We start from the raw sequence: 24,530 nt of genomic DNA, 5'->3' as shown, positions 1-24,530 counted from the left end.
GACGGCCTTTTTTTATGGAGCTGGATTTGCAAACACAACTCACCCTTTACCAACAACGCATCCAATCAAAATTACAAGATCTGTTATCTGAAAGTCTAACTTTTCATGCAAAGGTTCCTGCCAAACTGGCTGATGCGATTAAGTATGCCACCTTAAACAATGGCAAACGCTTAAGACCTGCCTTACTCTATGCGATTGGCGAAGCACTTGAAATTCCGCTGGTACAACTCGACAGTTCTGCCTGCGCCATTGAGCTAATCCACAGCTACTCACTGGTGCATGACGATCTGCCAGCAATGGACGATGACGACTTACGCAGAGGTCAACCGACCTGCCATATCCAATTTGATGAAGCAACCGCCATCTTGACCGGTGATGCCCAGCAAACCTTGGCGTTTCAGGTGCTCAGTCATGATGAAACCGTTTCCGATCACCACAAAATCAAATTGATTCAGCTACTGAGTCAGGCCAGTGGTGTGTCCGGCATGATCGGCGGGCAAATAATCGACATGCAATCAGAAGACCAGCAACTCGATCTAATGCAACTGAAAACCCTGCATTCCATGAAAACCGGGGCGCTGATCAGAACGGCGTTGATGATGGGGGCGGTGCAGAGTGAGCGCTTTGCCAGCCTTCAAAGCACACTATCAAACCTAGGGGATAAAATCGGGCTGGCGTTTCAGGTTCAAGACGACATCCTCGACATCGAAGCGGACACAGAAACCTTAGGCAAACCTCAAGGTAGCGACCAACAGGCCAATAAATCCACCTTCCCGAAACTACTTGGTCTGACCCAGTCTAAAACGTACCGTGACGATTTGATCCGTCAGGCCAAAGCGGATTTGATCGAACTACAAATACACAGCCCGTTTCTCGACAAGCTCATTGAGTACATCGCACAGCGAAATCACTGAGATCCTAGCGGAGAAATCGACTCGAGCAAAGTCGTATATGCTACGCTTTCAATAAACGGGGCTTTTCGATATAATTCCTTCCCCCATTTCATTATCAGAGTTGAGTAGGCACCTTGCCATGGCACAGACATTCGTTTTAAAAACCCTATTAGATTTTGCATCGGCTCATAGCCTGCGCGGTTATCCGGGTGATTGTGCCAAGTTACATGGCCATAACTGGAAAATCGAAGTTCAGGTCTCAGGCACGCAACTCAATGACATCGGCATGGTGATTGATTTCAAAGAGATTAAGCGACACGCCAAAGAGGTCGTCAAAGAATTGGATCACACTTTCCTCAACGATCACCCGCACTTTCAAGAGGTTAACCCAACCGCCGAAAACATTGCCGTCTACCTGTTTCGTGCCATTGAGGCCCGCATCGCGTCACCGGAAGTGCGAATGCACAGCATTACTGTCTGGGAAAATGACCGCAATTGCGTGACCTACAGCGAATAACCCAAATTTCACTTAAGGTGTCATCCAAATCCTTTGGGGACTGCGGTTTAAAATCACCCTAAAAAACCTATGATTCTTAGACAGGCCTGCTAAAATCGGCCTATCCATAAAATTATAGGTTTTTTTAGCATGACCCAGCTCAGCCTCACTCAACTTTTACTCTTCAGTGCCCTAATCGGTTTAATCATTGGAAGTTTCATTTCCATGTTGAGTTGGCGTTTGCCCAGAATCCTGATGATGGAGGAAAGTGAACAGCTGAAAACCATCAGCCTGGGAGGCTCGAAGTGTCCAAATTGCGATGCTCGCCTTCCCTGGTATCGTCTGATTCCCCTGTTTAGCTGGGTGTTCAGTAAAGGACGTTGCCACGCCTGTAAAACCCGAATCTCAATGCGTTACCCCTTAATTGAATTAACAACCGCCGGAGCCACCACGTTGATTGTATGGCAATTCGGTCTCACGGCAACAGGTCTGGCCGCATTGGCCTTCATCTGGATTCTGATTACCATCAGCGTCATTGATATCGAACATCAATTAATTTTAGACAGTTTAAGCTTGCCACTATTGTGGTTAGGGCTTCTGTTTAACACCCAAACCCTCTTCACTACGCCTACGGATGCCATCTGGGGAGCGGCCGTGGGCTATATGATCTTATGGATTCTGTTTCACAGTTTTAAACTACTGACCGGCAAGGAAGGCATGGGCTACGGGGACTTCAAGCTGCTTGCAGCTTTGGGAGCCTGGTTCGGACTGGCGGCGATTCCGCAAATCATCCTGATTGCATCGGTAAGCAGTTTATTGATTGGAGTGGGTGGCGTATTGCTGAAGTTGAGGGATTATCAAAGCCCGCTGGCATTTGGCCCTTTTTTGGCTTTGGGCGGCGCCGTAACCCTGCTGGCGGGAAGCAATATTATGTAACCAGGCGGTTACAAACTGAACGATATAAAACGCTTTGAAAACCAGAATCCCCTAAAACGCATCAAAGCACACTTGCATCTCTGTAAGTACGAATCCAAATGTGATTCTCAAAAATTTCAGCGTGGGCTTAACTTAACAGCCCAGTTTTGACTCAGTGGCGTCGCATACTTGAGTCATTTTTAAGTTATTGCTCTTAACAAAATTCATCACATACTGAAACATAATCGGATCTTTGATTTCCAATTCGGTATCGATGATCAGGCACTTCTGCCCTTCATACAATTCAGGGTGCAACAAATCTGAAAACACAAGGCGATGGGCGCTACCATAACTTGCCATCATTGACGAAATACGGTCAATCCAATCACTTGGTCTGAATTTACGGCCATCTTCGGTATAGCCTTCAATAATATATCTGCAATGCACGTTTTTCTGTCCAGGTATTAACAAATCAAAAGTTGAATCTATAAAATTCAAACCCGGTAAGTTTAGCATAAAACCACCCAATAACCATCCTTATCCCAGCATTCCAGGCGGGTTTTTAAGTTATTTTTTCTCAAAAATCTCTCATACCAGACCCGTGGATTTTCAAAAAAGATTTTTTTTGAAAATTCTTGCTTTCAAGCCTTACATATTCATCAAATCCTAAAACATTTCGATGCATAACATGGCATAATATCTCGTTCTAAATTGGTCACTAAGGCCGTCTACACAGAATTTGAGTTTTACATAACAATAGGGTTGATTATGTCGCAGTATCAAACGGATGATTTACGTATTAAAAACATTACCGAAGTCCGTCCACCATGTGAGTTGCACGAGCAATTTCCCATTACGGAAATGGCTGCGCAAACGGTCTACGATACGCGTCAGCAAATCCATAACATCCTATCCGGACGTGATGATCGTTTACTGGTCATTATTGGCCCCTGCTCAATCCACGACCCTAAAGCGGCACGCGATTACGCCACTCGCCTGAAAGGCTTGATCGAACAGCATCGTGAAGACTTACTGATTGTCATGCGTGTTTATTTTGAAAAACCACGCACCACAGTCGGTTGGAAAGGACTAATCAACGACCCCGGACTCAACGAATCCTTTGAAATCAACCGCGGGCTAGAATTGGCGCGCTCATTATTGCTGGACGTCAACGACATGGGTGTACCAGCGGCCACCGAATTCCTGGATTTGATCTCACCACAATACATTGCCGATTTAATCTCGTGGGGTGCCATCGGAGCACGTACCACCGAAAGCCAGGGACATCGTGAATTGGCTTCCGGCCTATCCTGTCCAGTGGGCTTTAAAAACAGTACCGACGGCAGCTTCCAAATCGCCGTGGATGCGATTCGTGCAGCCAATAATCCACATATTTTCATGTCGTTGACCAAAGCCGGCCACTCAGCCATCTTTGAAACCAATGGCAATCCGGATTGTCACGTGATTTTGCGCGGCGGGAACGAAGGGCCAAATTACGATGAAGCTCATGTTAAACAGGCGGTGGACATGCTGCAAACAGCCGGGGTCGAAGATAAACTGATGGTGGACTGTAGCCACGCCAACAGCAGCAAACAACATGAACGCCAGCTAGTGGTGGCCGAATCGATTGCCGAGCAGTTGTCGAACGGTTCGCCGCACATCATGGGTGCGATGATTGAAAGCCATTTAGTGGCCGGACGCCAAGACGTTCAGCCGGGTGAACCCTTGACCTATGGACAGAGCATCACTGATGCATGCATCGGCTGGGAAGACAGCGAGAAGATATTGCAGACTTTGGCCCAAGGCGTCAAAGCTCGCCGCCAATCCAAAGCGTGAACCTAAAAACCTGACCCTGTCTATCTACGGAATTTTCAAGAGCCCTTACCCCCCGGGCTTCACACTAGGAAAATTCCGTCTAAACCCCATTCAACAAAACCTAGGGGTCTCAACTCGATTTCAAACTTTCGTTTAGAAGTGCTGGTAGCCAGCTTTAAGGCCATCACACCAGGGTGCTTCAACACAGGTTTCAGAATCCAGGCTCTGTTTAATCTCAATGCCCTTTTTGTCGATCACACGACCGACAGTGTGCACCTCAATTTCCAACTTAGCGGCTTCCTGCTGCAGCGCTTGCCAAGACTCTTCAGGCAACGTAAAACACAACTGATAGTCATCCCCCGCCACCAACGGCAGAGACCAGTCTCCCGTTTTAGAAACCCACTGCCCCACGGCTTCAGACAATGGCAAGGCATCCAGATAGAGTTCCGCTCCCAAGGTGCTCAAGGCACGCTTGGAAGACTGCTCAAGAATATGCCCCAAATCCGCCAGAAGCCCGTCCGAAACATCGATAGCGGCACTTGCGACATCGCGCAAAGCCAGACCCAAATCAAGCTGCGGTTGAGGACGGTTCAATACCTGTAGGCAAGACTCGACCATGTCATCGGTAAACCAGGCCTGCTCATTTTCCGACAGCGTGTTCAACGCCACTTTCAACCCAAGTCCGGCACAGCCCAAGGCTCCGGACACACAAATCAAGTCGCCAACCCGAGCCCCACTGCGTAAAACGGCACTCCGATTGGGCACCCAACCGTGCGCGGTGACGGTTACCGTCAATGGTCCACGAGTGGTATCGCCGCCAATCAAAGCCACTTGGTAACGCTCCCCCAAGTCTTTCAGACCCCGTGCAAATTCAGTTAACCAGGCCTGCTCATTTTCGGGCAAGGTCAAAGCCAGAGTATAAAATCCGGGAACAGCGCCCATTGCCGCCAAGTCGCTTAGGTTGACGGCCAGAGCTTTCCAGGCGATGTCGTACGCACAGGTTTCATTCGGAAAGTGCACTCCTTTGACCAGGGTGTCAGTCACCACTGCCAACTGCTGTCCGCTCGGAGGAGTGATCACCGCACCATCATCCCCAATTCCAACCTCACCCTCAGCCAGAGGCTGGCATAAAGGCAGAAAATAACGATCAATCAAGTTAAATTCTTCGGACATAGTTTCTCTCATAATAAAAAAGCCTCGCAAGCGAACTTACGGGGCTTTATGGTTGACTGGGTAACACTGAAACGGAAACGTAACAAAAAAACGCTTCCATTTTCGGTTTTAGTTGGCGCTGACTTCCAAGGCTCTCAACTGTTGAGCCACCTTATCCAAAACACCATTGACATACTTATGACTGTCTTCCGCACCAAAGCGTTTAGCCAACTCCACACACTCATTGATAATGACTTTATAAGGAATTTCGGGCTTGGTCTGAAGTTCATAGACCCCCATGCGCATGATGTTTTTTTCAATCGGATCAATCATAGAAACCGAACGATCCAGCAGATCTCCGTAGATTTCATCCAACTCCACGGCTTTACTCGATACTTGAGACAAAAGTTCATTGAACAGGGCAACATCGGCACCAGCCAACAAACCATCTTCATTGAATTGCCTGGTGATGCTCATCGGCTCATCGGCGTTTATTTGCCACTGATAAAGGGCCTGCAACGCAACTCGGCGAGACTGAGTGCGCGGCGAAACCTTTTCCTCGACTTCAGGCACTTCTTCGCCTTGTCCCGGTTTTAACTGATTCAGATTCTTCATTCGTGACTTCTTAAAGTTGTTTCAATACATTAACCATTTCAATGGCTGCCAGCGTACACTCTTCGCCCTTGTTGCCCGCTTTGGTGCCGGCACGTTCAATTGCCTGCTCAATGCTGTCTACGGTTAAAACACCAAAGGAGACCGGAATGCCACTGTTCAGTTGTACTTGACCCAAGCCTTTAACACATTCGCCCGCTACATAATCAAAATGCGGTGTGCCGCCGCGAATGACCGCACCTAAAGCCACCACCGCATCGTACTTGCCGGATTGAGCCATCTTTTGGGCAACCAGTGGAATCTCAAACGCACCCGGAACCATCACTTTTTCAATATTGGCCTCATCTCCGCCATGTCGGACAATGGTATCCACCGCCCCATCCACCAGGTGGTCGACGATAAAACTGTTAAAGCGCCCGACAACCAAGCCAATTTTCATATCCGTTGCGGTCAAATTTCCAACAATTGTTTTCATGTATCTATCTCTTTAAAATTCAGGTTAATTGAATTATTTTGCCACAGCCGTCGCAAAATAGAAAAATTCGGGTTCAAATCCGACTTGAGTTCGCTGTTTTCAGACGCTCAAATCGACATCTTCCAATTTGGGTAAAATCTCGTTGATCTCCAAACCAAATCCGCTTAACGCATTCATACGCCACGCCGACCCAATAATTTTGAGTTTTTTGATTCCCAGATCAACCAAAATCTGCGCGCCCAAACCATAGGTTTTGGTATCGTCATCCAAAATGCGTTCCGGAGATTTGACGCCCAAATCCTTCATCTGGAATTGCTGAATCTTATCCAACAGCTCCGCCGCTTCCTCATGTTTTCGCAGCACGACAATTGCGCCACTGCCTTCTTGAACAATCTGTTTCATCGCTTTTTGCAATGACCACCCGCACTCTGAACGTTTGGAGGCAAACACATCGCACAAAGTATCCAGCATATGTACCCGCACGGCGGTTGGCTTTTGAGATTCCAACTGGCCGTACACCAATGCAAAATGTGCTTTATGCTCAACCACATCCTGATAGCCGATCAATTTGAATTCACCAAACTCTGTCGGCAACTGGCATTCTGAAACTCGCTCGATGGTTTTTTCATTTTTTAAACGGTATTCAATCAAATCCGCAATGGTACCGATCTTCAAGTCATGCTCCTGGGCATAAGTCTCCAAATCATCTCGGCGTGCCATAGAACCGTCTTCATTCATGATTTCAACAATAACCGAGGCCGGCTCTAAACCGGCCAAGCGTGCCAGATCACACCCCGCTTCAGTATGGCCTGCACGTGTCAAAACCCCTCCAGGCTGAGCCATCAACGGGAAAATGTGCCCAGGCGTTACTATGTCAGCCGGCCCAGCATCTGACGATACCGCAGTGCGTACGGTGACCGCTCTGTCTGCGGCGGAAATCCCGGTGGTGACGCCTTTAGCGGCTTCAATCGACACCGTAAAATTGGTACCGTGAGGATCGGTATTGTCACGAACCATCAACGGCAAATGCAACTGGTTACAACGTTCGCGTGTCATCGTCAGACAGATCAATCCACGCCCGTAACGCGCCATAAAGTTAATGTCTTCTGCCGTAACCGTACTCGCGGGAACCAACAAATCCCCTTCGTTTTCGCGATCCTCATCATCCATCAGGATGACCATTTTTCCTTGCTTATAATCTTCAATCAACTCTTCGATCGTATTCAACGGCATGTTTATTTAAATCCATTTTGAGCTAAAAATTCAGGCGTGATGTTTGAAGCCTGATTGGCTTCTTGTGGAGCAGACAACATACGCTCCAGATAACGTGCTAACAAATCCACTTCAAGGTTGACTCGATCCCCTTGCTGAAGATGTTTGATGGTAGTTTCCTGACGCGTATGCGGTACGATGTTCACTCCGAATACACAACCTTCTACCTGATTGACGGTCAAACTGATTCCGTTAATGCAGATCGACCCTTTACCGGCGATATACTTGCACAATTCAATCGGGGCCTCAATCTCATAGCGCCAAGAACGAGCATCCTGGCTGATGGATTTAACCATTCCCACACCGTCCACATGACCACTGACAAGATGCCCTCCCAGGCGATCCTGTAAACGCAAGGCCTTCTCAAGGTTGACCGCCGACCCGACTTTCCAGTCATTGGCGGTCGTCACCGTCAACGTTTCTCCGGAGACATCCGCGACGTAACTGTGGTCGCCCAATTCAATTGCAGTCAGACAAATGCCATTGGCTGCAATACTATCACCAATGGCGACATCCTGCATATCCAACTTGCCCGTGTGAATGGTCATTCGCCAATCGCCTTGGCGCGGCTCGATTTTTTCAATCGTGCCCTCTGCCTGAATAATTCCAGTAAACATTTTGTCTTTCTTCCTTGAGCGTATCGTTAATTAACGCGCATTATCGGGTTTTAAAATCACATGAACATCTTGGCCAACTTTATCGATGAACTCAAAAGAGTAACTTAATTTATCCTGCATCGACTCCAAGCCCGGCAACATAAACATTGGTCGGGCTTGATGACCCATTAAAACTGGTGCAATAAAACAGTGCAACTCATCAACAAAACCCGATTGCATGAAAGCTCCAGCCAAAACAGCACCCGATTCAACCAAGACATCATGCACGCTTTCCTCATGCCCCAGATAATTCAGTACGGCTTCGATGTCCAAACGACCTTCTTCGCAGGCCAGTGCCACCCACTCTATGCCTTTAGCCGCCATGGTTTCCAGTAGATCTACCTCACGCTCAGCACTTTCCGGTGAAGTCATCAGAAGCACTCGTCCGGGTAAAGTCAGCATTTTCGAGTCCAACGGCATACTTAAACCGGGATCCAATACCACCCTGAGTGGCTGGCAAGATTCGGCATCCAAATTCATTTCTTGTAGCGTTTCCGGTTCCAGTCGAACCGTCAAACTCGGATCATCCGCCAAAACCGTACCAATCCCAGTGACCACCGCACCACTGCGAGCCCGTAATTTATGGACTTGTCGGCGTGCTTCCGGGCCGGTAATCCATTGACTTTCCCCATTCGCCATTGCCGTTCTGCCATCCAGACTGCTCGCCATTTTAAGCCTGACATAAGGACGTTTTTGTTCCATCATGTGAATAAATCCTGGATTCAAGGCTCGGGCCTCTTGCTCCAGAAGCCCCTCCTCAACAACGATGCCCGCCTGCTGTATCTTAGCCAACCCCTGACCGGCAACCAATGGATTTGGATCCCGCATCGCCACCACCACTCGACTGACGCCCGCTTCAACCAAACCGTCAGCACAAGGCGGTGTGCGGCCATAGTGAGAGCAAGGCTCCAGCGTCACATAAGCAGTCGCGCCTCTAGATCGATCTCCCGCCTCAGCCAAAGCGATACGTTCGGCGTGCGGCAATCCGGCTTTACGGTGCCAGCCTTCTCCAACAACAACCCCATCCTGAACCAGGACACAACCCACGGCTGGGTTGGGTTTGGTTGAGTAAATCCCTTTTTTGGCCAACTCTATGGCCTGTAACATGAATGCCCGATCGGATTCACTAAAAGCGGCATCCATCAAGAATTAAGATCCGTTTTTGCGGTTGTCGCCTGAACCAGACGCTCTATCTCTTCTCTGAATGCATTCACATCCTGGAATGAGCGGTAAACCGAAGCAAAACGCACATAAGCAACTTGGTCAAGCTCCCTAAGAGCCTCCATCAGCCACTCACCCAATTGTGAAGACGGGATCTCTCTGACGCCTTCGGACATCAAACGCTTGGTCATGTGACTGATAATCTGGTCGATCGCATCGCTCTCAACCGGACGCTTTTCAAGCGCTTTAATCAAACCTCGACGGATTTTCTGCTCATCAAAACGCTCTCGATTGCCGTCACTTTTGACAACCCTTGGCAACGAAAGCTCCGCCGACTCATAAGTAGTGAAACGTTCCGCACATTGCAAACACTCGCGACGGCGACGCACCTGGGTTCCTTCGGTCGCCAGCCGTGAGTCGACCACCTTAGTATCCGGTGCATTACAAAACGGACAATGCATAATTCATTCACTCCACACTCAAAAATGATTCACTGAATCAAACTTTTTATCAAATCCTCTCTAAGCGACAAGCTTTGATAAAAAATCGACTTCAACTTTGGTTAATCTTACAATCAAAAACAAACCGACAGATGCTAAAAAACCACCAGGCCTGGTGGTTTTTTAGCATCCTAAATGCCGGCTTTAAGTCAACCGCTTATTTATAAACCGGTTTAGCCGCGCATAATTGCTGTACTTTCTCACGTACTTCAGCAATGACTTTCTCGTCCCAGGTTTCATTTTCCTGGTCACAAGCATCAATGACGTCACACATCCAGCTCGCCAGATTGGTGGAATCTTCTTCAGTGAAACCACGCGTGGTCGATGCCGCGGTTCCGACACGGATACCACTGGTCACGAATGGAGACATAGGGTCATTAGGCACTGAGTTTTTATTGATGGTAATGTGCGCGCTATCCAAAGCGGCATCCACCAACTTACCCGTCAAACCTTTTTCGATCAGACTGACCAAAAACAGATGGTTTTCGGTTCCGCCTGAAACCACATCGCAACCGCGCTGCATAAACACCTTGGCCATGGCTTGGGCGTTTTTCACCACATTTTCACAGTACTCGGACCAAGACGGATCCAGACACTCTTTAAAGGCTACCGCTTTTGCCGCCATCACATGAACCAAAGGTCCACCCTGACCGCCCGGAAAAATCGCAGAATTCAATTTCTTTTCAAGATCCGGGTTAGACTTGGCTAAAATCAAACCACCACGAGGCCCACGCAAGGTTTTATGCGTTGTCGTGGTCACCACATCGGCAAACGGCACAGGGTTTGGGTACTTGCCACCGGCAACCAAACCGGCCACGTGTGCCATATCCACAAATAGGTAAGCGCCAACTGAATCGGCAATGTCACGGAAACGCTGCCAGTCAATCACTTGAGAATAGGCTGAGAACCCGGCAATGATCATCTTAGGTTTATGTTCGTTGGCCAAGGCCTGTACTTCATCGTAATCAATCTTGCCCGTCACGGAATCAATTCCGTACTGAACAGCATTGTAAATCTTACCCGAGAAACTGACATGTGAACCATGCGTCAGGTGTCCACCATGCGCCAAACTCATCCCTAAAACCGTTTCACCTGGTTTTAACAACGCCATGTACACCGCCGCATTGGCCTGAGACCCCGAGTGAGGCTGTACGTTTGCATAATCGGCACCAAACAGTTCTTTAGCACGGTCGATCGCCGCTTGCTCAACGATGTCTGCAAATTCACAACCACCGTAGTAACGTTTTCCGGGATAACCTTCCGCATACTTATTCGTGAAGCAAGAACCCTGCGCTTCCATTACTCGTGGGCTGGTATAGTTTTCAGAAGCGATTAATTCAATGTGAGATTCTTGACGTTTCTCTTCGTTTTGAATGGCATCTGCAATCAGATCATCGAATCCGGCGATGGTCATTGATTTTGTGAACATGAACAGGCTCTCCGTCTCAAGTTTTAATTGGTTCAAAGAAAGAAATTTTACCCGTTTTCCGACAAAATAACCACGATAATCCATAGATTTACAATTCTTATGCAAGGAATCTATACTTTGTCTTTATAAAGCACCGGTTTTTAGGTAAAGTTGCTGTCATTATTATTTGTATTTAACAACTTTTAGGAAACCGCTAAATGGCACAATTTGTTTACACCATGAATCGTGTTGGGAAAGTCGTCCCACCAAACCGTCACATCTTGAAAGACATCTCCCTGTCATTCTTCCCTGGAGCCAAAATAGGGGTACTGGGTCTAAACGGTTCCGGTAAGTCGACATTGCTCAAAATCATGGCGGGAATCGACACGGACATTGTGGGTGAAGCGCGCCCCCAACCCGGCATCAAGATCGGCTATCTGCCGCAGGAACCCCAGCTTGACGAAAGCAAAGACGTGCGCGGCAACATTGAAGAAGCGGTTGCCGATGTCAAGCAGGCCTTGGCAGAACTGGACGGCGTCTATGCCGCCTATGCCGAACCCGATGCGGACTTTGACGCCTTGGCCAAAAAACAGGCTGAAATCGAAGATTTGATTCAGGCGAAAGATGGCCACAACCTCGACCGAACTCTGGACATCGCGGCAGACGCGCTACGCCTACCACCCTGGGAGGCTGACGTCAGTAAACTTTCCGGCGGGGAACGTCGCCGTGTCGCCCTGTGCAAACTGTTACTTGAAAAACCGGACATGCTACTTCTGGACGAACCGACCAACCACCTGGATGCAGAATCCATCGCCTGGCTGGAACGTTTCTTACTCGATTTTCCGGGCACGGTTGTGGCCATCACGCACGATCGCTACTTCCTAGACAATGCAGCACAGTGGATTCTTGAACTGGATCGCGGCGAAGGCATTCCATTTGAAGGAAATTACTCCTCCTGGCTGGATCAAAAAGAGAAACGTTTGGAGCAAGAGGCCAAATCCGAAGCTGCACGCATCAAGACCATCAAAAACGAACTCGAGTGGGTGCGCTCCAATGCCAAAGGACGTCATGCAAAATCAAAAGCCCGTCTGGCCCGCTTTGACGAACTCAGCAGTCAGGAACATCAGAAACGCAACGAAACCAATGAGATTTTCATCCCTGTTGCGGAACGTTTGGGTGAAAAAGTCATTGAAGTCAACCACATCTCCAAAGGTTTTGGCGACCGCTTACTGATCGACGATTTGACTTTCCGCCTGCCGCAAGGTGGAATCGTCGGCATCATCGGTGCCAACGGTGCGGGTAAATCCACCCTGTTCAAAATGCTCACCGGTCAGGAACAACCTGATTCCGGAAGCATTGATTTCGGTGAAACCGTGCAGCTCTCTTATGTTGACCAAAGCCGCGATGCACTGGATGACAGCAAATCCATCTGGGAAGAGATTTCCGGTGGCGAGGACATCTTTATGGTCGGCAACACCGAAGTCAATTCACGCGCCTACTGCAGCCGTTTCAATTTCAGAGGCAGCGATCAGCAGAAAAAAATCGGCACGCTTTCCGGTGGTGAGCGCAACCGAGTGCATTTAGCCAAAACCCTACGTAGCGGTGGAAATTTATTGCTTCTGGATGAGCCAACCAATGACCTGGATGTTGAAACTTTACGTGCACTGGAAGAAGCCTTGCTGGAATTTGCTGGTTGCGCCGTGGTCATTTCCCACGATCGTTGGTTCCTTGACCGAATCGCAACTCACATGCTGGCTTTTGAAGGCGACTCCCATGTGGAATGGTTTGAAGGAAACTTCTCAGATTATGAAGAAGACCTGAAACGCCGTAAAGGTGCAGATGCCGCACAACCTCATCGCATCAAATACAAACCGATCAGCAAAGACTAAGCAGGATTTAACATGACGGATAACATTGCAGTACATTCACACCTGGACGCCATTGCCAAAGCCATGCCCGATCCGATTTTCATCATGGGTCAGGACGGCACTTACCTCGACATCATCGGTGGACAGGAACGCTCGCTGTATGCCGATGGCTCGGAACTGATCGGTAAAAAATATCACGATGTTCTGCCGGAAAAAATGGCTGAACGTTTCTTGCTGGTCGTACAAAACGCCATCAAAAGCGGACGCCTTCAGGAGATTGAATATCAACTGGCTGATGACGAAGTGGAAGGTGTTCATGACAGCAGCACCAAGGGTGGTCAATGGTATGAAGCCCGTGTTTACCCGGTGCAGGAAGGTACTTATGATCAACCGGCAGCGATCTGGCTGGCCATCAACATCACCAGCCGCAAACACATGGAAGAGCAATTGGAGCACCTCTCTTCCAACGACCCATTGACCGACCTCTACAACCGCGACTTCTTCTTGGACATCGTCAATGAGGAGATCAATAAGGCCAAAATGAATAACAAGCCTTTGTCCCTTTTCAAGATCAACCTGGACTGCTTTAAACGCATTACCGATCGTTATGGCCATGAATTAGGCGACACGGCGATTTTGACGGCTGCGCATGCCATCAGAAACGTTGTGAAAGACCTTGGGCACATCGGTCGCCTGAGCTGTGATCAATTCATGGTCGTCCTGCCTGAAGTCAAAGCGGTGGATGCCTTCCGCATCGCCAAACTTTCACAGGAAACCATCACCGCGCAAAAAATCAAACTCGATGACGGCACCACCACTTGCCTGACCAGCCATGCCGGTGTCACCGAACTACGCAAACCAGACGAGGACAGCCAAACTTTGTTTGCCCGCGTCAACGAAGCCATCGCAGCCATTGAAGGCAAAAAAGACATCACCAACATTCTTTAACCCATAAAACCCAAAGGAAGCAACCTATGAAGAACCTAACAAAACGTTTTATGACTTTGCTGGCGGGCTTAACCTTGGCGCTCGCTTCCTTGACACCGGCTCACGCCGCTGACGATGGTGCCAAGGTGGTTTACCATGTGGATTTCAACGATCCGACCCGTTATTCAGCGACTTTGACATCAATCAACAACATCCTCAACTTCTATGAATCGGAACTGATGGAAGCGGAAGTACATCTGGTATTTGTTGGTTATGGTTTGCGCTTCACCACCAATGACAACCTTAAAGGCACGCCTTATGAAGCCGATAAAGACTTGCTTGAACGTCGTGACGAACTCAAAGGGCGTCTGCAAAGTTTGATTAAAGTCAGAGGGGTCAAGGTCCACCTATGTGATAAAACCCGCGATGAAGTCGGTTTACCTAAAGACAAAGTTTATGAAGGCATTGAACTGACCCCTTCCGGCGTCGCTAAAATCGCCATATTGCAGAGTGAAGGATTTGCTTACCTCAAAATCCAATAACACTGTAAGTTGATCACAGGGTAAAGCAAGGCCTTTACCCTTTTCAAGCTTGGCATTTAAGTGAGCCAAAACCGGCCATTAAATCAATATTATATTAAACCTCACTCTTCCACCTAAAGACTCACTGCAGTCCATTAACCGCCAGTTCAGCTTTTGGCGCTAGTGAATAAACGGGGGTTGGTCATGTAGCTCATAACCACGTTTCGAACTCTCTTCCTCTTCGCTATCAAATTTCACCAAATAACTGTGCACAAAACACGCCTGTTGTATTAATGGCACCACCATAGCGGCCCCAAAGGCCTGACCTGTTTTAATTTCAAACTTCAACAGGGGATCAACCGCTAAAATCTCCAACACCCATTCATGAACATTGACAGAAGACTGATGCGAGAAGAAACACCATTCCACCAGTCTTGGGCAAGTACCGCAAATACAGAACAAGGTTTCTGGCACTGAGAACTGACCCAAATCCATCATCATGTCCACGGATTTGCAATGCAGCAACTGGTCATTTCGACTGACTAAGTCAGCCAACCAAGCGGCAACCGTAGACATAAATCCATCCACTACAATCGTCATACCAAGTTGCGCGGCGCGGATGTAGGCACCACACAAAGCTGCCGTCTCGAAACCGCCAAGATGCTGCATAATTCTTAATGGCGAAGTCAAATGCTCTTTATGCAATTCTATGGCACGCTCAATGAGCTCAGCCTTATCTCGCTCACTGCGCAGAACGCGAGAACGCCCCATTGCCATCAGTTCGATGGGGGCCTTGCCACTCAACACCGACACCATCGCAATCGCAGAAGCCGTATTAGCCACTCCTAAATCACCCGCGATAAACAAGTCGACTCCAGAATCTTTAGCCCGTTCAACCGCCGCTATCCCTACCTCCATCGCTTGCAACATTTGCTCTTGAGTCATCGCAGGCTGTTTTAGAAAGTTTTGTGTGGCTTGTCCAACCTTGGCAACCTCCAAAACAGCATGGTCAGGTATGTCACTTGCCAAGCCAACATCAATCACTTCAATATCGAGTTTTGAATACTGAGCCAAACCATTAATAGCGGCCTTCCCCTTGCAAATTGACTCTGACCATTGAGCGGTCATTTCTTGTGAGAAATCTGAAACCCCTTCCACTGCCACGCCATGATCCGCTGCAAAAATAGATACCCAAGGCTTTGCAATTTGAGGATTGGCGGTTTGCTGATGCGTCGCCAATTTCACAACAATTTCTGCAAATCGCCCCAATGATTCTTCACTGTCATTAAACTGATATTGCTTTTGAAGAACGGTATTCACCACTTCTTCATTCAGTTCCTGATTTGCGCAAAAGAGCTTTTCAATCATAATTTTTCCTTCGATAGCGCTCGAATAACGGGGTAAAAATTTACTCCATTATTCTATAAACTCAAAAATATCGTTAATTACTATTACTTTATCCATTAAACCTGAAACAAAACGCGTGATACAGTTACCTTTTCAAAACAAGCAGGCCTGCCTATTTTAAAAACCATCCAGACATAAAAAAACCGGCATAAAGCCGGCTTTTTAATAGGCATTAAACTTAATTGTAAATTAAGCCATTTCACCTGGGTAGTTTTCGATACCTGGGTTGTTTTTAACACCTTTAAGCTTAGGATGGTTCACCTTCTTAAGCTTCATGTCGTTCTTGTTACGACGTAGGTAGTCAGCTGCAACGTCCCACATTAAGCGACCATCACCTACTGCTTCAACCTGTGCCCAACCAGCAACAGAGTAAGTTTTGTTGGCTTCTAGAGGCGTACCGTCATCCAAACGCATGTCAGAGATACGGTTACCCAAAGATGCATTTGGCTCACAAGTGTAGTCCATACCACCCAGACGAACCATATCACCACCAGACTGTAGGTATGGGTCTTTTTGGAATAGGTTTTCACAGATACCTTCTAGGATATCTTTCATTTGAGCACCGGTCACTTCAGACTTGTAGGTTTCACCATAAGTCATAGAAGTTTCATCCATTACGCGTTCCATAGTGATCATCTCACCCGCCAGAACAGAAGTACCCCAACGTACACCCGCAGACATTGCGATTTGTGCATCGTGCTCTTCACGTAGAGAGTTTACGATGATTTGGTCCCACGTACCCATGAAGTTACCACGACGGTATAGCGTGTCTTCAGCAACCGCTAGTTCTTCATTTAGGATTTCACCGTAAGTCTTACCTAGACGCTCTTTGCTGTAAGCGCGTGAAGGATCACGAGACTCAATGATGTTGGTGTCATACTTACGAGTATAAAGGTGATCAATGAAAGTCTGAACTTCCTGATCTGCATCCAGGATGTTTGAGAATACAGGCAATAGCTTGTAATCCACACCTTTCAACTTACCGTTTTGGATATCCAAATCCATGCAACCAACAAACTTACCGTTAGAACCGGCGTTAGTTACATGACATACACCACCTTCAGGGGTTTTAACTGGAGTCGTCTTAGGAATACCGTCATGCGTGTGACCACCAAAGATTGCATCCAAACCGCTGATGCGCGAAGCCATCTTGATGTCTACATCCATACCGTTGTGAGAGATCATAACGATTGCAGCAGGCTTTTCTTGTTCACGGATTTTATCAACCGTTTCTTGAAGAGCATCTTCACGAAGACCGAAAGACCAATCCGGGAAGTTTGCTTGTGGGTTGGCGTTTGCAGTACGTGGGAAAGCTTGACCAACAACAGCAATACGTTCGCCGTTTACGACTTTGATTGTATATGGCTTGAACGCACGCGCTTCATCTTCAGAGTACAGACCCGTACCATTGTGTGCTTCAACCATCTCTAGGTAAGCATCACCAAACAATGAATCTTCTTTAATACGGATGTTTTGCGCCAAGAATTCACCTTTGAAGTTGTTCAAGTTTCTAAGAACTTCGTCTTCTTTATAGGTAAATTCCCAGTGACCAGTCATGATATCAACCCCCAAAAGGTTTGACGCTTCAACCATGTCTCCACCACGGGTCCATAGAGCCGTACCGGAACCGTGCCACAAGTCACCACCGTCCATAGTCAGAGTATTATCTTGTCCACCAGCTTGCTCGCGCAACTTGTCTAACAAGGTTTTAACGTGTGCGAAACCACCGACTTTACCGTACTGTTCAGACGCATCCTGGAAGTTCATGTAAGTGAACGCGTGAGCCAAAGGCGTATTTGCTTGAACGCCGATCTCTTTCAACAGCTTCTCACCCACAACGTGCGGCAACTTACCAAATGCTGGACCGGTACCCAAGTTAACATTTGGTTCACGGAAATAGATTGGCTTTAACTGAGCGTGCGTGTCTGTAATGTGCAGCAGACGAACCTTACCCTTCATAGGTTGGTTATAGATTTCTGCAGAAGCTTTTGCTGCCGCCGCCTTGTCCGTACCTGAAGACATTGCACTCGCAGTACCTGGTAACATCCCTGCAGCCGCAGCCATAGACATTACATGTAAAAATTCACGACGATTTAAAGACATTAGGTCTCTCTCCGTTTTAGTTTTAAGATTCGACAACCTGTGACGATTACGCCACAGGCCGACGTTAAAAAAAGTCCAACAAATTTAAAGAATATAGACAATAAAGTCAAATAAACTAAAGTTATTCAACATAAGAAAATCCTTATAAGTATTTACTTATATTAAATACGCAATTCTAACTCAAGCCGGTGTTAACCGACCCATTTGCGAGCATTTCGGAACAAACGCATCCAAGGAGCGTCTTCCAACCACGAATCTGGATGCCATGAGTTTTGCACGGTTCTAAATACGCGTTCCGGATGCGGCATCATAATAGTGACGCGTCCATCCGTAGTAGTTAACCCGGTCATACCGCCCACCGTTCCGTTCGGATTGAACGGATAGTTTTCAGTAGGCTGGCCGCATGAATTCACATAACGCAAACCAACCAGGCCTGCCACTTCGTCAGCGGATCGCTGCCCGAAATCCATACGCCCTTCACCATGCGCCACCGCAACCGGAATGCGTGTTCCCTCCATCCCCTTTAGAAGGATCGAAGGCGACTCCTGAATTTCAACCAAAGAAAAACGCGCTTCAAACTGCTCTGACTGATTACGCACAAACTTTGGCCAACTTTCGGCTCCAGGAATGATCTCTTTCAGATTGGAAAGCATCTGACAGCCATTACACACACCTAGAGTAAAGGTGTCTTCACGCTGGAAGAAAGTCTCAAATTCGCTGCGAGCAGTTTCATTAAAGAGGATAGAATTCGCCCAGCCTCGGCCAGCCCCCAGTACATCCCCATAAGAGAAACCGCCACAGGCAACCAGACCTTTAAAACCATCAAACTGAACACTACCGGATAAGACATCGGACATATGCACATCCACGGCATCAAAACCGGCACGATCAAAAGCGGCCGCCATTTCTTGCTGACCATTGACACCCTGTTCGCGAAGGATCGCCACCTTTGGACGTGGTTTACCGACAAACTCGGCCGTAATATCCTCATTCACATCAAACGTCACCTGAACCGAAATTTCGGTATCGGCATCGTTTTCAATCGCATCAAACGCCTGTTTTGCACACTCATCATTGTCGCGCAGAGCTTGCATGCGATAACTGGTCTCAGACCACCAGGCCTGCAACTTTTTGCGAGGTTGACTCAGGACAGTTTTCCCTTGAGAGGCAATTTCAACCTGATCATCCGATGTGATACCACCAATCCAGTGCGCCATGGCAGCCAGCTGATGACTCTCAATAATCGCTTGAACACGAGATTTCTGCGAAGACAGCACCTGAATGACGACACCCACCTCTTCCGCACATAATGCAGCTACCGGCTCCGAACCTAACGCAGAGACATCTACATTCAGACCGCAATGACCGGCAAAGGCCATCTCCAACAAGGTCACCAACAGACCACCATCAGCGCGATCATGATAAGCGAGCGCCAAATCTTCGGCCAGCAAAGCCTGAGTAGCATTGAACAAATTCAATAAATCCTGGGCATTGTCAAGATCGGCGGACACATCCCCAATTTGATTGTAAACCTGTGCCAGACAACTGGCACCAATACGATTCTGACCTTTACCCAAATCGATTACCAACAACTCTGTTTCGCCTAGATCAGTGCGTAACTGAGGGGTGACAGTCTTGCGCACATCTTCCACCGGCGCAAAGGTCGTAATATTCAACGAGACCGGCGACACAACCGACTTCGCCACATCCCCTTCCTGCCAAACGGTTTTCATCGACATCGAATCCTTTCCGACAGGAACCGCAATACCCAGTGCAGGACACAACTCCATTCCAACGGTCTCAACGGCATCATATAAAGCCGCATCTTCACCTTCATGACCGGCAGCGGCCATCCAGTTTGCCGAAATCTTGATATCACTCATTTTAGAAATTTTGGCACAGGCGATATTGGTGATCGCCTCGGCAATCGAAAGACGCGCGGAAGCTTTTGGATTGACCAATGCAACCGGAGGACGCTCACCGGAAGCCATCGCCTCACCCGTATAGCCCTGATAGTCAGAACAGGTCACCCCGGCATTGGCAACTGGAACCTGCCAAGGCCCCACCATCTGATCACGTGTCACCATGCCAGTAATACTGCGATCACCGATGGTAATCAAAAAAGATTTATCGGCAATCGTCGGAAGTTTTAATAAGCGCTCCGTCGCCTCTTCAAGATCAATCACCGCGGTTTCAAATCCAGGTTGCGGAATCAATTTTGACTCGACCGTGCGATGCATTTTAGGCGGTTTGCCCAGCAACACATTCAAAGGCATATCCACTGGATTATTGTCAAATACCGTATCATTGACGACCAGTTTTTGCTCCTGGGTTGCTTCACCTACAATGGCATACAGGCAGCGCTCACGTTTACAGATTGCTTCAAACTGCTCGATTTGATCTGGGTAGATCGCAATCACATAACGCTCTTGAGACTCGTTACACCAGATTTCCATCGGCGACATGCCCGGCTCATCATTAGGGACTTTTCTTAAATCAAAAATCGCCCCTTTGCCGGCGTCATTGACCAATTCCGGAAAGGCATTCGACAAACCACCGGCGCCTACATCATGAATTGAAGCGATCGGTGACTTGTCACCCAAATAGGTGCAACGATCAATGACTTCCTGCGCGCGACGTTCCATCTCCGGATTCTCTCGCTGTACGGAAGCAAAATCCAAACTCTCGGAACCCGCCCCGCTGTCAACAGATGAGGCGGCCCCCCCTCCCAGTCCAATCAACATCGCCGGCCCGCCTAGTACAACCAGCTTTGCACCAGCGGGAATGTCATTTTTTTGAATGTGCTGTTCACGGATACTTCCCAAACCACCAGCCAACATAATCGGCTTGTGATAACCGCGTACCTCTTCACCATCATGGGTGATCAACGTGTTTTCATAGGTACGGAAATAACCGTTGATTGCCGGACGACCGAACTCGTTATTGAATCCTGCGGCGCCTAAAGGCCCTTCAATCATGATCTCAAAAGGGGTCACAATGCGTCCGGGCTTGCCATAGTCTCGTTCCCAAGGTTGCTTGAAACCCGGGATATTCAAATTGGATACCGTAAACCCAGTCAAACCGGCTTTCGGCTTTGAGCCTCGACCTGTCGCACCTTCATCACGTATTTCACCACCAGAACCGGTCGCGGCGCCCGGCCAAGGGGATATGGCCGTCGGATGGTTATGGGTCTCGACCTTGATCTGGAAATGCACCGGTTCGGCATGATAACCATATTCACGGGTTTCAGGGTTAGGAAAAAAACGAGTCGCTTGATAACCTTCAACCACCGCTGCGTTGTCGCTATAGGCAGACAAAACCCCTTGCGGGTTTTTCTGATAGGTGTTGCGAATCATTCCAAATAGTGAATTAGGTTTATCTTGACCATCAATCGTCCAGTCGGCATTGAAGATCTTATGACGACAATGTTCAGAGTTAGCTTGGGCAAACATCATCAACTCGGCATCCACGGGATTGCGCTTTAAATTGACAAAAGCTTCAACAAGATAATCGATTTCATCATCACTGAGCGCCAACCCCATTTCCGCATTGGCCTGAACCAAAGCATCGCGTCCACCCGACAAAACGTCCACAGTGGAATAAGGCTTCGGAGATTGATGAGAAAACATGCCATCAAGTTCATCGAAAGTATGCAAAACCTGTTCCATCATACGGTCATGCAACAGCGCCTCCATGGCTCCTTGTTCATCAGCATTCACGCCTTCAAGAAAATAAACAATTCCACGCTCAATACGTTCGATCGACTCAATGCCACAGGTATGTACAATATCCGTTGCTTTAGATGACCATGGAGAAATAGTGCCCAAACGCGGAACCACCATGCAACTCTGAGCATTCAAAGTCGATTCCACCTCATTCTCAAAGTCGTTTAGCAAAATCTTTAGGTGGGCGGTTTCCTCTGAGGATAAAGCGGCACTGTTATCCACAAAATAGATGAACTGCGAACGTATCGCAGAAATGGTTCCGGCCTCCTGCAGCTTATTTAAAAGCTGATTTAATCGATAATCAGAGTGAGCAGGATTTCCCCAAACAATTTGCATAACTTTTGTCCTTCCAAAAAAACAAAAACCCCCGATCTCCGAGGGTCTGAAATCAAAATAAACTTACTGGCCCAACAACCCTAAACGCTCAAACAGATATTTTCGCTTAGCTTCATTTAGCGGTGTATCTCCTTCCAAAGATTTGGCTGTTAAACGTGTTTTAGTCGAATCTTTTTCATCACTCTCAAGTTGCAACAAAATCACTTCAGGCAACGCCATCTTATCTTCGTCCGTTTTCCAGAATGCCAATTTGGAAATCAGCGAATCATCTTTTCTGGCCGACTCCGGCACCTTGACCCACATTTTATGTAGTTCAGGTTTGGATTGGTCAACCTGCCAGTCGGCACGATAGACCATTGCCTGCAAATAGCCCCAACTTTGGGACAGATTGGCATGCAAAATTAAACTCTCAAGTTCTTGCTCACCGTTAAATTCTTCACTCATTTGACCGGTTACTTTTAACTGTGCCAAAGCCACGTCCGAAGTAGAACCAAAGAAAATCATCGCGCGATAAAGCGCTTCAGCTTCCATCAAAGGATTATAGGGCTTGATGCGCCAACGCTCATCGCCACCCAATTCGGCATTAGTGTCTGGAGAAACCACCATATGATGGTGAAAATAGACTCTGGTTTTATTTGATTCCTTAAGTGTCTCCACCCTGACCACAAAACGGTCATAAATCCCTTCTGCCAACTCAGGACGCCAACTGTTCAGCATGCGGGTCAGCGGACTCACATCATCCAACGGCACCAGTTCGGTGCGCTTGCTGAAATCGGTTTTGATGATGCCGATATCTTTACGCTCTTCTTTGACCTGCATGCCCGAATTTTCTAAAAAGCGTTTGACACTGTTCCACACATGATCGCTATTGGAGCTATCAATTTCTAACCAGCGCTCTGAAAGATTGGATTGAATCGAAACACCGGCTGCTTTGTAGGTTGGAATGTAATCATTTTGTTCCGTAGGAGCCTGCAATTCCTGAAACACGATTTCCATTTCTTCTTGTTTCTTAGACGGGTGAAACAAATTAGGCGGCATTTCCAGATTTTTTGCCAAACGAGCATTGGATTCACGGTAATCTGGCTCGTCTGAGCCCATCCAACTTGACACAGTGGAACACCCGCTCAAGCCAATCATGGAAAAGGTTAAAAATATAGGAATAAGTTTGGTCGGTGCGTTCATGTGTAGGACTGTTACTCTTTAATTTTAGTGAATTGTCTAAACGACACCCGCTTGCTGCATCGCGGCTCTTACAACGGCATGGTACTTTTCGGAAAGCTGCGTCATAGGTAAACGAATCGCATGACCAATCAAACCCATTTCAGCCAAAGCCCATTTTACCGGAATCGGATTAGCTTCAACAAAAAGATCACGATGCAGACCCGTTAAAGGCGCATCCAAACGTTTGGCCTTTTCAGAATCGCCCTCTAAAGCGGCAAAATAAACTTCGTGCAACAGTTTAGGCGTCACATTCGCAGTGACCGAAATGCCACCATGGCCACCAGCCAAAATAAAGTCCACAGCCGTCGCATCATCTCCGGTATACAAATCAAACTCGTCGGAGACACCCGCTTTAATTTGAGCAATACGACCAATGTCCCCGGTCGCTTCCTTGATACCGATAATATTTTTAATTTTGGCCAAACGGATAACCGTTTCCGGCAACAGGTCACATGCTGTTCGCCCGGGGACATTATATAGGATCTGTGGAATATCCACGGTTTCAGCAATTTTTTTATAATGCAGATAAAGCCCTTCTTGTGTCGGCTTATTGTAATAAGGCGTGACCAGCAGACAGGCATCCGCCCCCGCTTTTTTAGCGCACTGAGTTAGCTCAATCGCTTCAGTGGTTGAATTGGCTCCCGTTCCGGCAATAACAGGAATTCTTTTATTAACCTTGTCCACTACAAACTTTACGACTTCGCAATGCTCTTGCATATCTAAGGTTGCCGACTCACCCGTAGTCCCTACGGCGACTATGGCATCGGTTCCGGATGCAATGTGAAATTCCACCAGCTTCTCAAGCGATTTGTAATCGATTGATTCATCTTCTAACATAGGGGTGACCAATGCCACCATACTGCCTCTAAACACGGCGAAATTCTCCAATAGATCAGCGCTAGCCCAAAAAACAGTAATATTACCCTTTCCCCCCCAACACTTCAACCTTAATTAGGTGCTAATTCGCCCGTCAAAACTACGTCCGGAACCTGTTCAAACAAATGGGATTTTATTTATTGAAAGCATATTCAAAACCCGGCATACTGAATCCAAATTCACTACTATGG

Annotated in this window: 21 protein-coding genes; 7 read left to right on the top strand and 14 right to left on the bottom strand. The window is 47.7% G+C overall.

Features of this window, described 5'->3' with window-relative positions; all coding sequences use genetic code 11:
- The first annotated feature begins 26 nt into the window (after positions 1 to 26).
- The 3 genes from B076_RS0105140 to B076_RS0105130 all read left to right on the top strand — a co-directional run bounded on the left by B076_RS0105140 (position 27) and on the right by B076_RS0105130 (position 2,325).
- Complete coding sequence (locus B076_RS0105140) at positions 27 to 914, top strand: farnesyl diphosphate synthase (protein WP_028486370.1); 888 nt, start codon at positions 27 to 29, stop codon at positions 912 to 914.
- A 118-nt stretch (positions 915 to 1,032) separates the two neighbouring features.
- Positions 1,033 to 1,410: a 6-carboxytetrahydropterin synthase QueD gene (queD, locus tag B076_RS0105135; protein ID WP_028486369.1), complete on the top strand. Its 378-nt coding sequence runs from the start codon at positions 1,033 to 1,035 to the stop codon at positions 1,408 to 1,410.
- A 129-nt stretch (positions 1,411 to 1,539) separates the two neighbouring features.
- Positions 1,540 to 2,325: a prepilin peptidase gene (locus tag B076_RS0105130; RefSeq protein WP_028486368.1), complete on the top strand. Its 786-nt coding sequence runs from the start codon at positions 1,540 to 1,542 to the stop codon at positions 2,323 to 2,325.
- 132 nt (positions 2,326 to 2,457) lie between these two features.
- On the opposite strand, the gene B076_RS0105125 is transcribed toward B076_RS0105130, so the two are convergent.
- On the bottom strand, positions 2,458 to 2,751 hold the full coding sequence (locus tag B076_RS0105125; RefSeq protein ID WP_028486367.1) for a DUF3579 domain-containing protein: 294 nt from the start codon (positions 2,749 to 2,751) through the stop codon (positions 2,458 to 2,460).
- A gap of 321 nt (positions 2,752 to 3,072) precedes the next feature.
- On the opposite strand from B076_RS0105125, the gene aroG reads away from it, so the two are divergent.
- Positions 3,073 to 4,140, top strand: a complete 1,068-nt coding sequence (gene aroG / locus B076_RS0105120; protein ID WP_028486366.1) for a 3-deoxy-7-phosphoheptulonate synthase AroG — start codon at positions 3,073 to 3,075, stop codon at positions 4,138 to 4,140.
- A gap of 132 nt (positions 4,141 to 4,272) precedes the next feature.
- On the opposite strand, the gene thiL is transcribed toward aroG, so the two are convergent.
- From thiL to glyA, 8 genes are all read right to left on the bottom strand, one after another.
- Positions 4,273 to 5,292: a thiamine-phosphate kinase gene (thiL, locus tag B076_RS12160; RefSeq protein WP_051347186.1), complete on the bottom strand. Its 1,020-nt coding sequence runs from the start codon at positions 5,290 to 5,292 to the stop codon at positions 4,273 to 4,275.
- Between the two features lie 108 nt (positions 5,293 to 5,400).
- Positions 5,401 to 5,886, bottom strand: coding sequence for a transcription antitermination factor NusB (gene nusB, locus B076_RS0105110; protein WP_028486365.1), 486 nt, complete (start codon positions 5,884 to 5,886; stop codon positions 5,401 to 5,403).
- A 10-nt stretch (positions 5,887 to 5,896) separates the two neighbouring features.
- Positions 5,897 to 6,358 carry a 6,7-dimethyl-8-ribityllumazine synthase gene (ribH, locus tag B076_RS0105105; protein WP_028486364.1) on the bottom strand — a complete coding sequence of 154 codons (462 nt, stop codon included), beginning with the start codon at positions 6,356 to 6,358 and terminating at the stop codon, positions 5,897 to 5,899.
- A 99-nt stretch (positions 6,359 to 6,457) separates the two neighbouring features.
- Entirely contained in the window at positions 6,458 to 7,591 is a 1,134-nt protein-coding gene (ribBA, locus tag B076_RS0105100) for a bifunctional 3,4-dihydroxy-2-butanone-4-phosphate synthase/GTP cyclohydrolase II (protein ID WP_028486363.1), read from the bottom strand.
- Positions 7,592 to 7,593: 2 nt separating this feature from the next.
- Positions 7,594 to 8,247: a riboflavin synthase gene (locus B076_RS0105095; RefSeq protein ID WP_028486362.1), complete on the bottom strand. Its 654-nt coding sequence runs from the start codon at positions 8,245 to 8,247 to the stop codon at positions 7,594 to 7,596.
- A gap of 30 nt (positions 8,248 to 8,277) precedes the next feature.
- Positions 8,278 to 9,429 (bottom strand): bifunctional diaminohydroxyphosphoribosylaminopyrimidine deaminase/5-amino-6-(5-phosphoribosylamino)uracil reductase RibD, encoded by a 1,152-nt coding sequence (gene ribD / locus B076_RS0105090; protein ID WP_028486361.1) that lies wholly within the window; start codon positions 9,427 to 9,429, stop codon positions 8,278 to 8,280.
- A complete protein-coding gene (gene nrdR / locus B076_RS0105085; RefSeq protein ID WP_028486360.1) occupies positions 9,429 to 9,908 on the bottom strand; it encodes a transcriptional regulator NrdR in 480 nt (159 codons plus the stop codon). Before nrdR ends, ribD begins: the two co-directional genes overlap by 1 nt.
- A 196-nt stretch (positions 9,909 to 10,104) precedes the next feature.
- Positions 10,105 to 11,376 carry a serine hydroxymethyltransferase gene (gene glyA / locus B076_RS0105080; RefSeq protein WP_028486359.1) on the bottom strand — a complete coding sequence of 424 codons (1,272 nt, stop codon included), beginning with the start codon at positions 11,374 to 11,376 and terminating at the stop codon, positions 10,105 to 10,107.
- Positions 11,377 to 11,573: 197 nt separating this feature from the next.
- On the opposite strand from glyA, the gene ettA reads away from it, so the two are divergent.
- From ettA to B076_RS0105065, 3 genes are read left to right on the top strand one after another with little or no spacing between them, the layout of a single operon-like run.
- Complete coding sequence (gene ettA / locus B076_RS0105075; RefSeq protein WP_028486358.1) at positions 11,574 to 13,244, top strand: energy-dependent translational throttle protein EttA; 1,671 nt, start codon at positions 11,574 to 11,576, stop codon at positions 13,242 to 13,244.
- Between the two features lie 12 nt (positions 13,245 to 13,256).
- Positions 13,257 to 14,171: a sensor domain-containing diguanylate cyclase gene (locus tag B076_RS0105070; protein ID WP_028486357.1), complete on the top strand. Its 915-nt coding sequence runs from the start codon at positions 13,257 to 13,259 to the stop codon at positions 14,169 to 14,171.
- Positions 14,172 to 14,197: 26 nt separating this feature from the next.
- A complete protein-coding gene (locus tag B076_RS0105065) occupies positions 14,198 to 14,692 on the top strand; it encodes a DsrE family protein (RefSeq protein WP_028486356.1) in 495 nt (164 codons plus the stop codon).
- 159 nt (positions 14,693 to 14,851) lie between these two features.
- Here the strand turns inward: B076_RS0105065 and B076_RS12980 are convergent, their stop codons facing one another.
- From B076_RS12980 to dapA, 5 genes are all read right to left on the bottom strand, one after another.
- Positions 14,852 to 16,039, bottom strand: coding sequence for a nicotinate-nucleotide--dimethylbenzimidazole phosphoribosyltransferase (locus B076_RS12980; RefSeq protein ID WP_051347185.1), 1,188 nt, complete (start codon positions 16,037 to 16,039; stop codon positions 14,852 to 14,854).
- A gap of 228 nt (positions 16,040 to 16,267) precedes the next feature.
- The gene (locus B076_RS0105055; protein ID WP_028486355.1) at positions 16,268 to 18,181 is read right to left on the bottom strand and encodes a 5'-nucleotidase C-terminal domain-containing protein; all 1,914 of its coding nucleotides are present in this window, start codon (positions 18,179 to 18,181) and stop codon (positions 16,268 to 16,270) included.
- A 191-nt stretch (positions 18,182 to 18,372) separates the two neighbouring features.
- Entirely contained in the window at positions 18,373 to 22,242 is a 3,870-nt protein-coding gene (purL, locus tag B076_RS0105050; RefSeq protein WP_028486354.1) for a phosphoribosylformylglycinamidine synthase, read from the bottom strand.
- A 63-nt stretch (positions 22,243 to 22,305) separates the two neighbouring features.
- Entirely contained in the window at positions 22,306 to 23,352 is a 1,047-nt protein-coding gene (gene bamC, locus B076_RS0105045) for an outer membrane protein assembly factor BamC (protein ID WP_157753516.1), read from the bottom strand.
- Positions 23,353 to 23,460: 108 nt separating this feature from the next.
- Positions 23,461 to 24,336 carry a 4-hydroxy-tetrahydrodipicolinate synthase gene (gene dapA / locus B076_RS0105040; RefSeq protein WP_028486352.1) on the bottom strand — a complete coding sequence of 292 codons (876 nt, stop codon included), beginning with the start codon at positions 24,334 to 24,336 and terminating at the stop codon, positions 23,461 to 23,463.
- Positions 24,337 to 24,530 lie beyond the last annotated feature (194 nt).

This window comes from Thiomicrorhabdus chilensis DSM 12352 (assembly GCF_000483485.1).
In the GTDB taxonomy this organism is placed as follows: Bacteria; Pseudomonadota; Gammaproteobacteria; order Thiomicrospirales; family Thiomicrospiraceae; genus Thiomicrorhabdus; species Thiomicrorhabdus chilensis.
This window is presented reverse-complemented; position numbering and strand designations above follow the sequence as displayed.

Coding starts and splice junctions, on each gene's coding strand:
- B076_RS0105065 (WP_028486356.1), top strand. CDS start 14,198: ATGAAGAACCTAACAAAACGTTTTATGACTTTGCTGGCGGGCTTAACC.
- B076_RS0105130 (WP_028486368.1), top strand. CDS start 1,540: ATGACCCAGCTCAGCCTCACTCAACTTTTACTCTTCAGTGCCCTAATC.
- B076_RS0105095 (WP_028486362.1), bottom strand. CDS start 8,247: ATGTTTACTGGAATTATTCAGGCAGAGGGCACGATTGAAAAAATCGAG.
- nrdR (WP_028486360.1), bottom strand. CDS start 9,908: ATGCATTGTCCGTTTTGTAATGCACCGGATACTAAGGTGGTCGACTCA.
- queD (WP_028486369.1), top strand. CDS start 1,033: ATGGCACAGACATTCGTTTTAAAAACCCTATTAGATTTTGCATCGGCT.
- thiL (WP_051347186.1), bottom strand. CDS start 5,292: ATGTCCGAAGAATTTAACTTGATTGATCGTTATTTTCTGCCTTTATGC.
- B076_RS12980 (WP_051347185.1), bottom strand. CDS start 16,039: ATGATTGAAAAGCTCTTTTGCGCAAATCAGGAACTGAATGAAGAAGTG.
- B076_RS0105055 (WP_028486355.1), bottom strand. CDS start 18,181: ATGTCTTTAAATCGTCGTGAATTTTTACATGTAATGTCTATGGCTGCG.
- B076_RS0105070 (WP_028486357.1), top strand. CDS start 13,257: ATGACGGATAACATTGCAGTACATTCACACCTGGACGCCATTGCCAAA.
- nusB (WP_028486365.1), bottom strand. CDS start 5,886: ATGAAGAATCTGAATCAGTTAAAACCGGGACAAGGCGAAGAAGTGCCT.
- ettA (WP_028486358.1), top strand. CDS start 11,574: ATGGCACAATTTGTTTACACCATGAATCGTGTTGGGAAAGTCGTCCCA.
- ribH (WP_028486364.1), bottom strand. CDS start 6,358: ATGAAAACAATTGTTGGAAATTTGACCGCAACGGATATGAAAATTGGC.
- aroG (WP_028486366.1), top strand. CDS start 3,073: ATGTCGCAGTATCAAACGGATGATTTACGTATTAAAAACATTACCGAA.
- ribD (WP_028486361.1), bottom strand. CDS start 9,429: ATGGATGCCGCTTTTAGTGAATCCGATCGGGCATTCATGTTACAGGCC.
- purL (WP_028486354.1), bottom strand. CDS start 22,242: ATGCAAATTGTTTGGGGAAATCCTGCTCACTCTGATTATCGATTAAAT.
- ribBA (WP_028486363.1), bottom strand. CDS start 7,591: ATGCCGTTGAATACGATCGAAGAGTTGATTGAAGATTATAAGCAAGGA.
- glyA (WP_028486359.1), bottom strand. CDS start 11,376: ATGTTCACAAAATCAATGACCATCGCCGGATTCGATGATCTGATTGCA.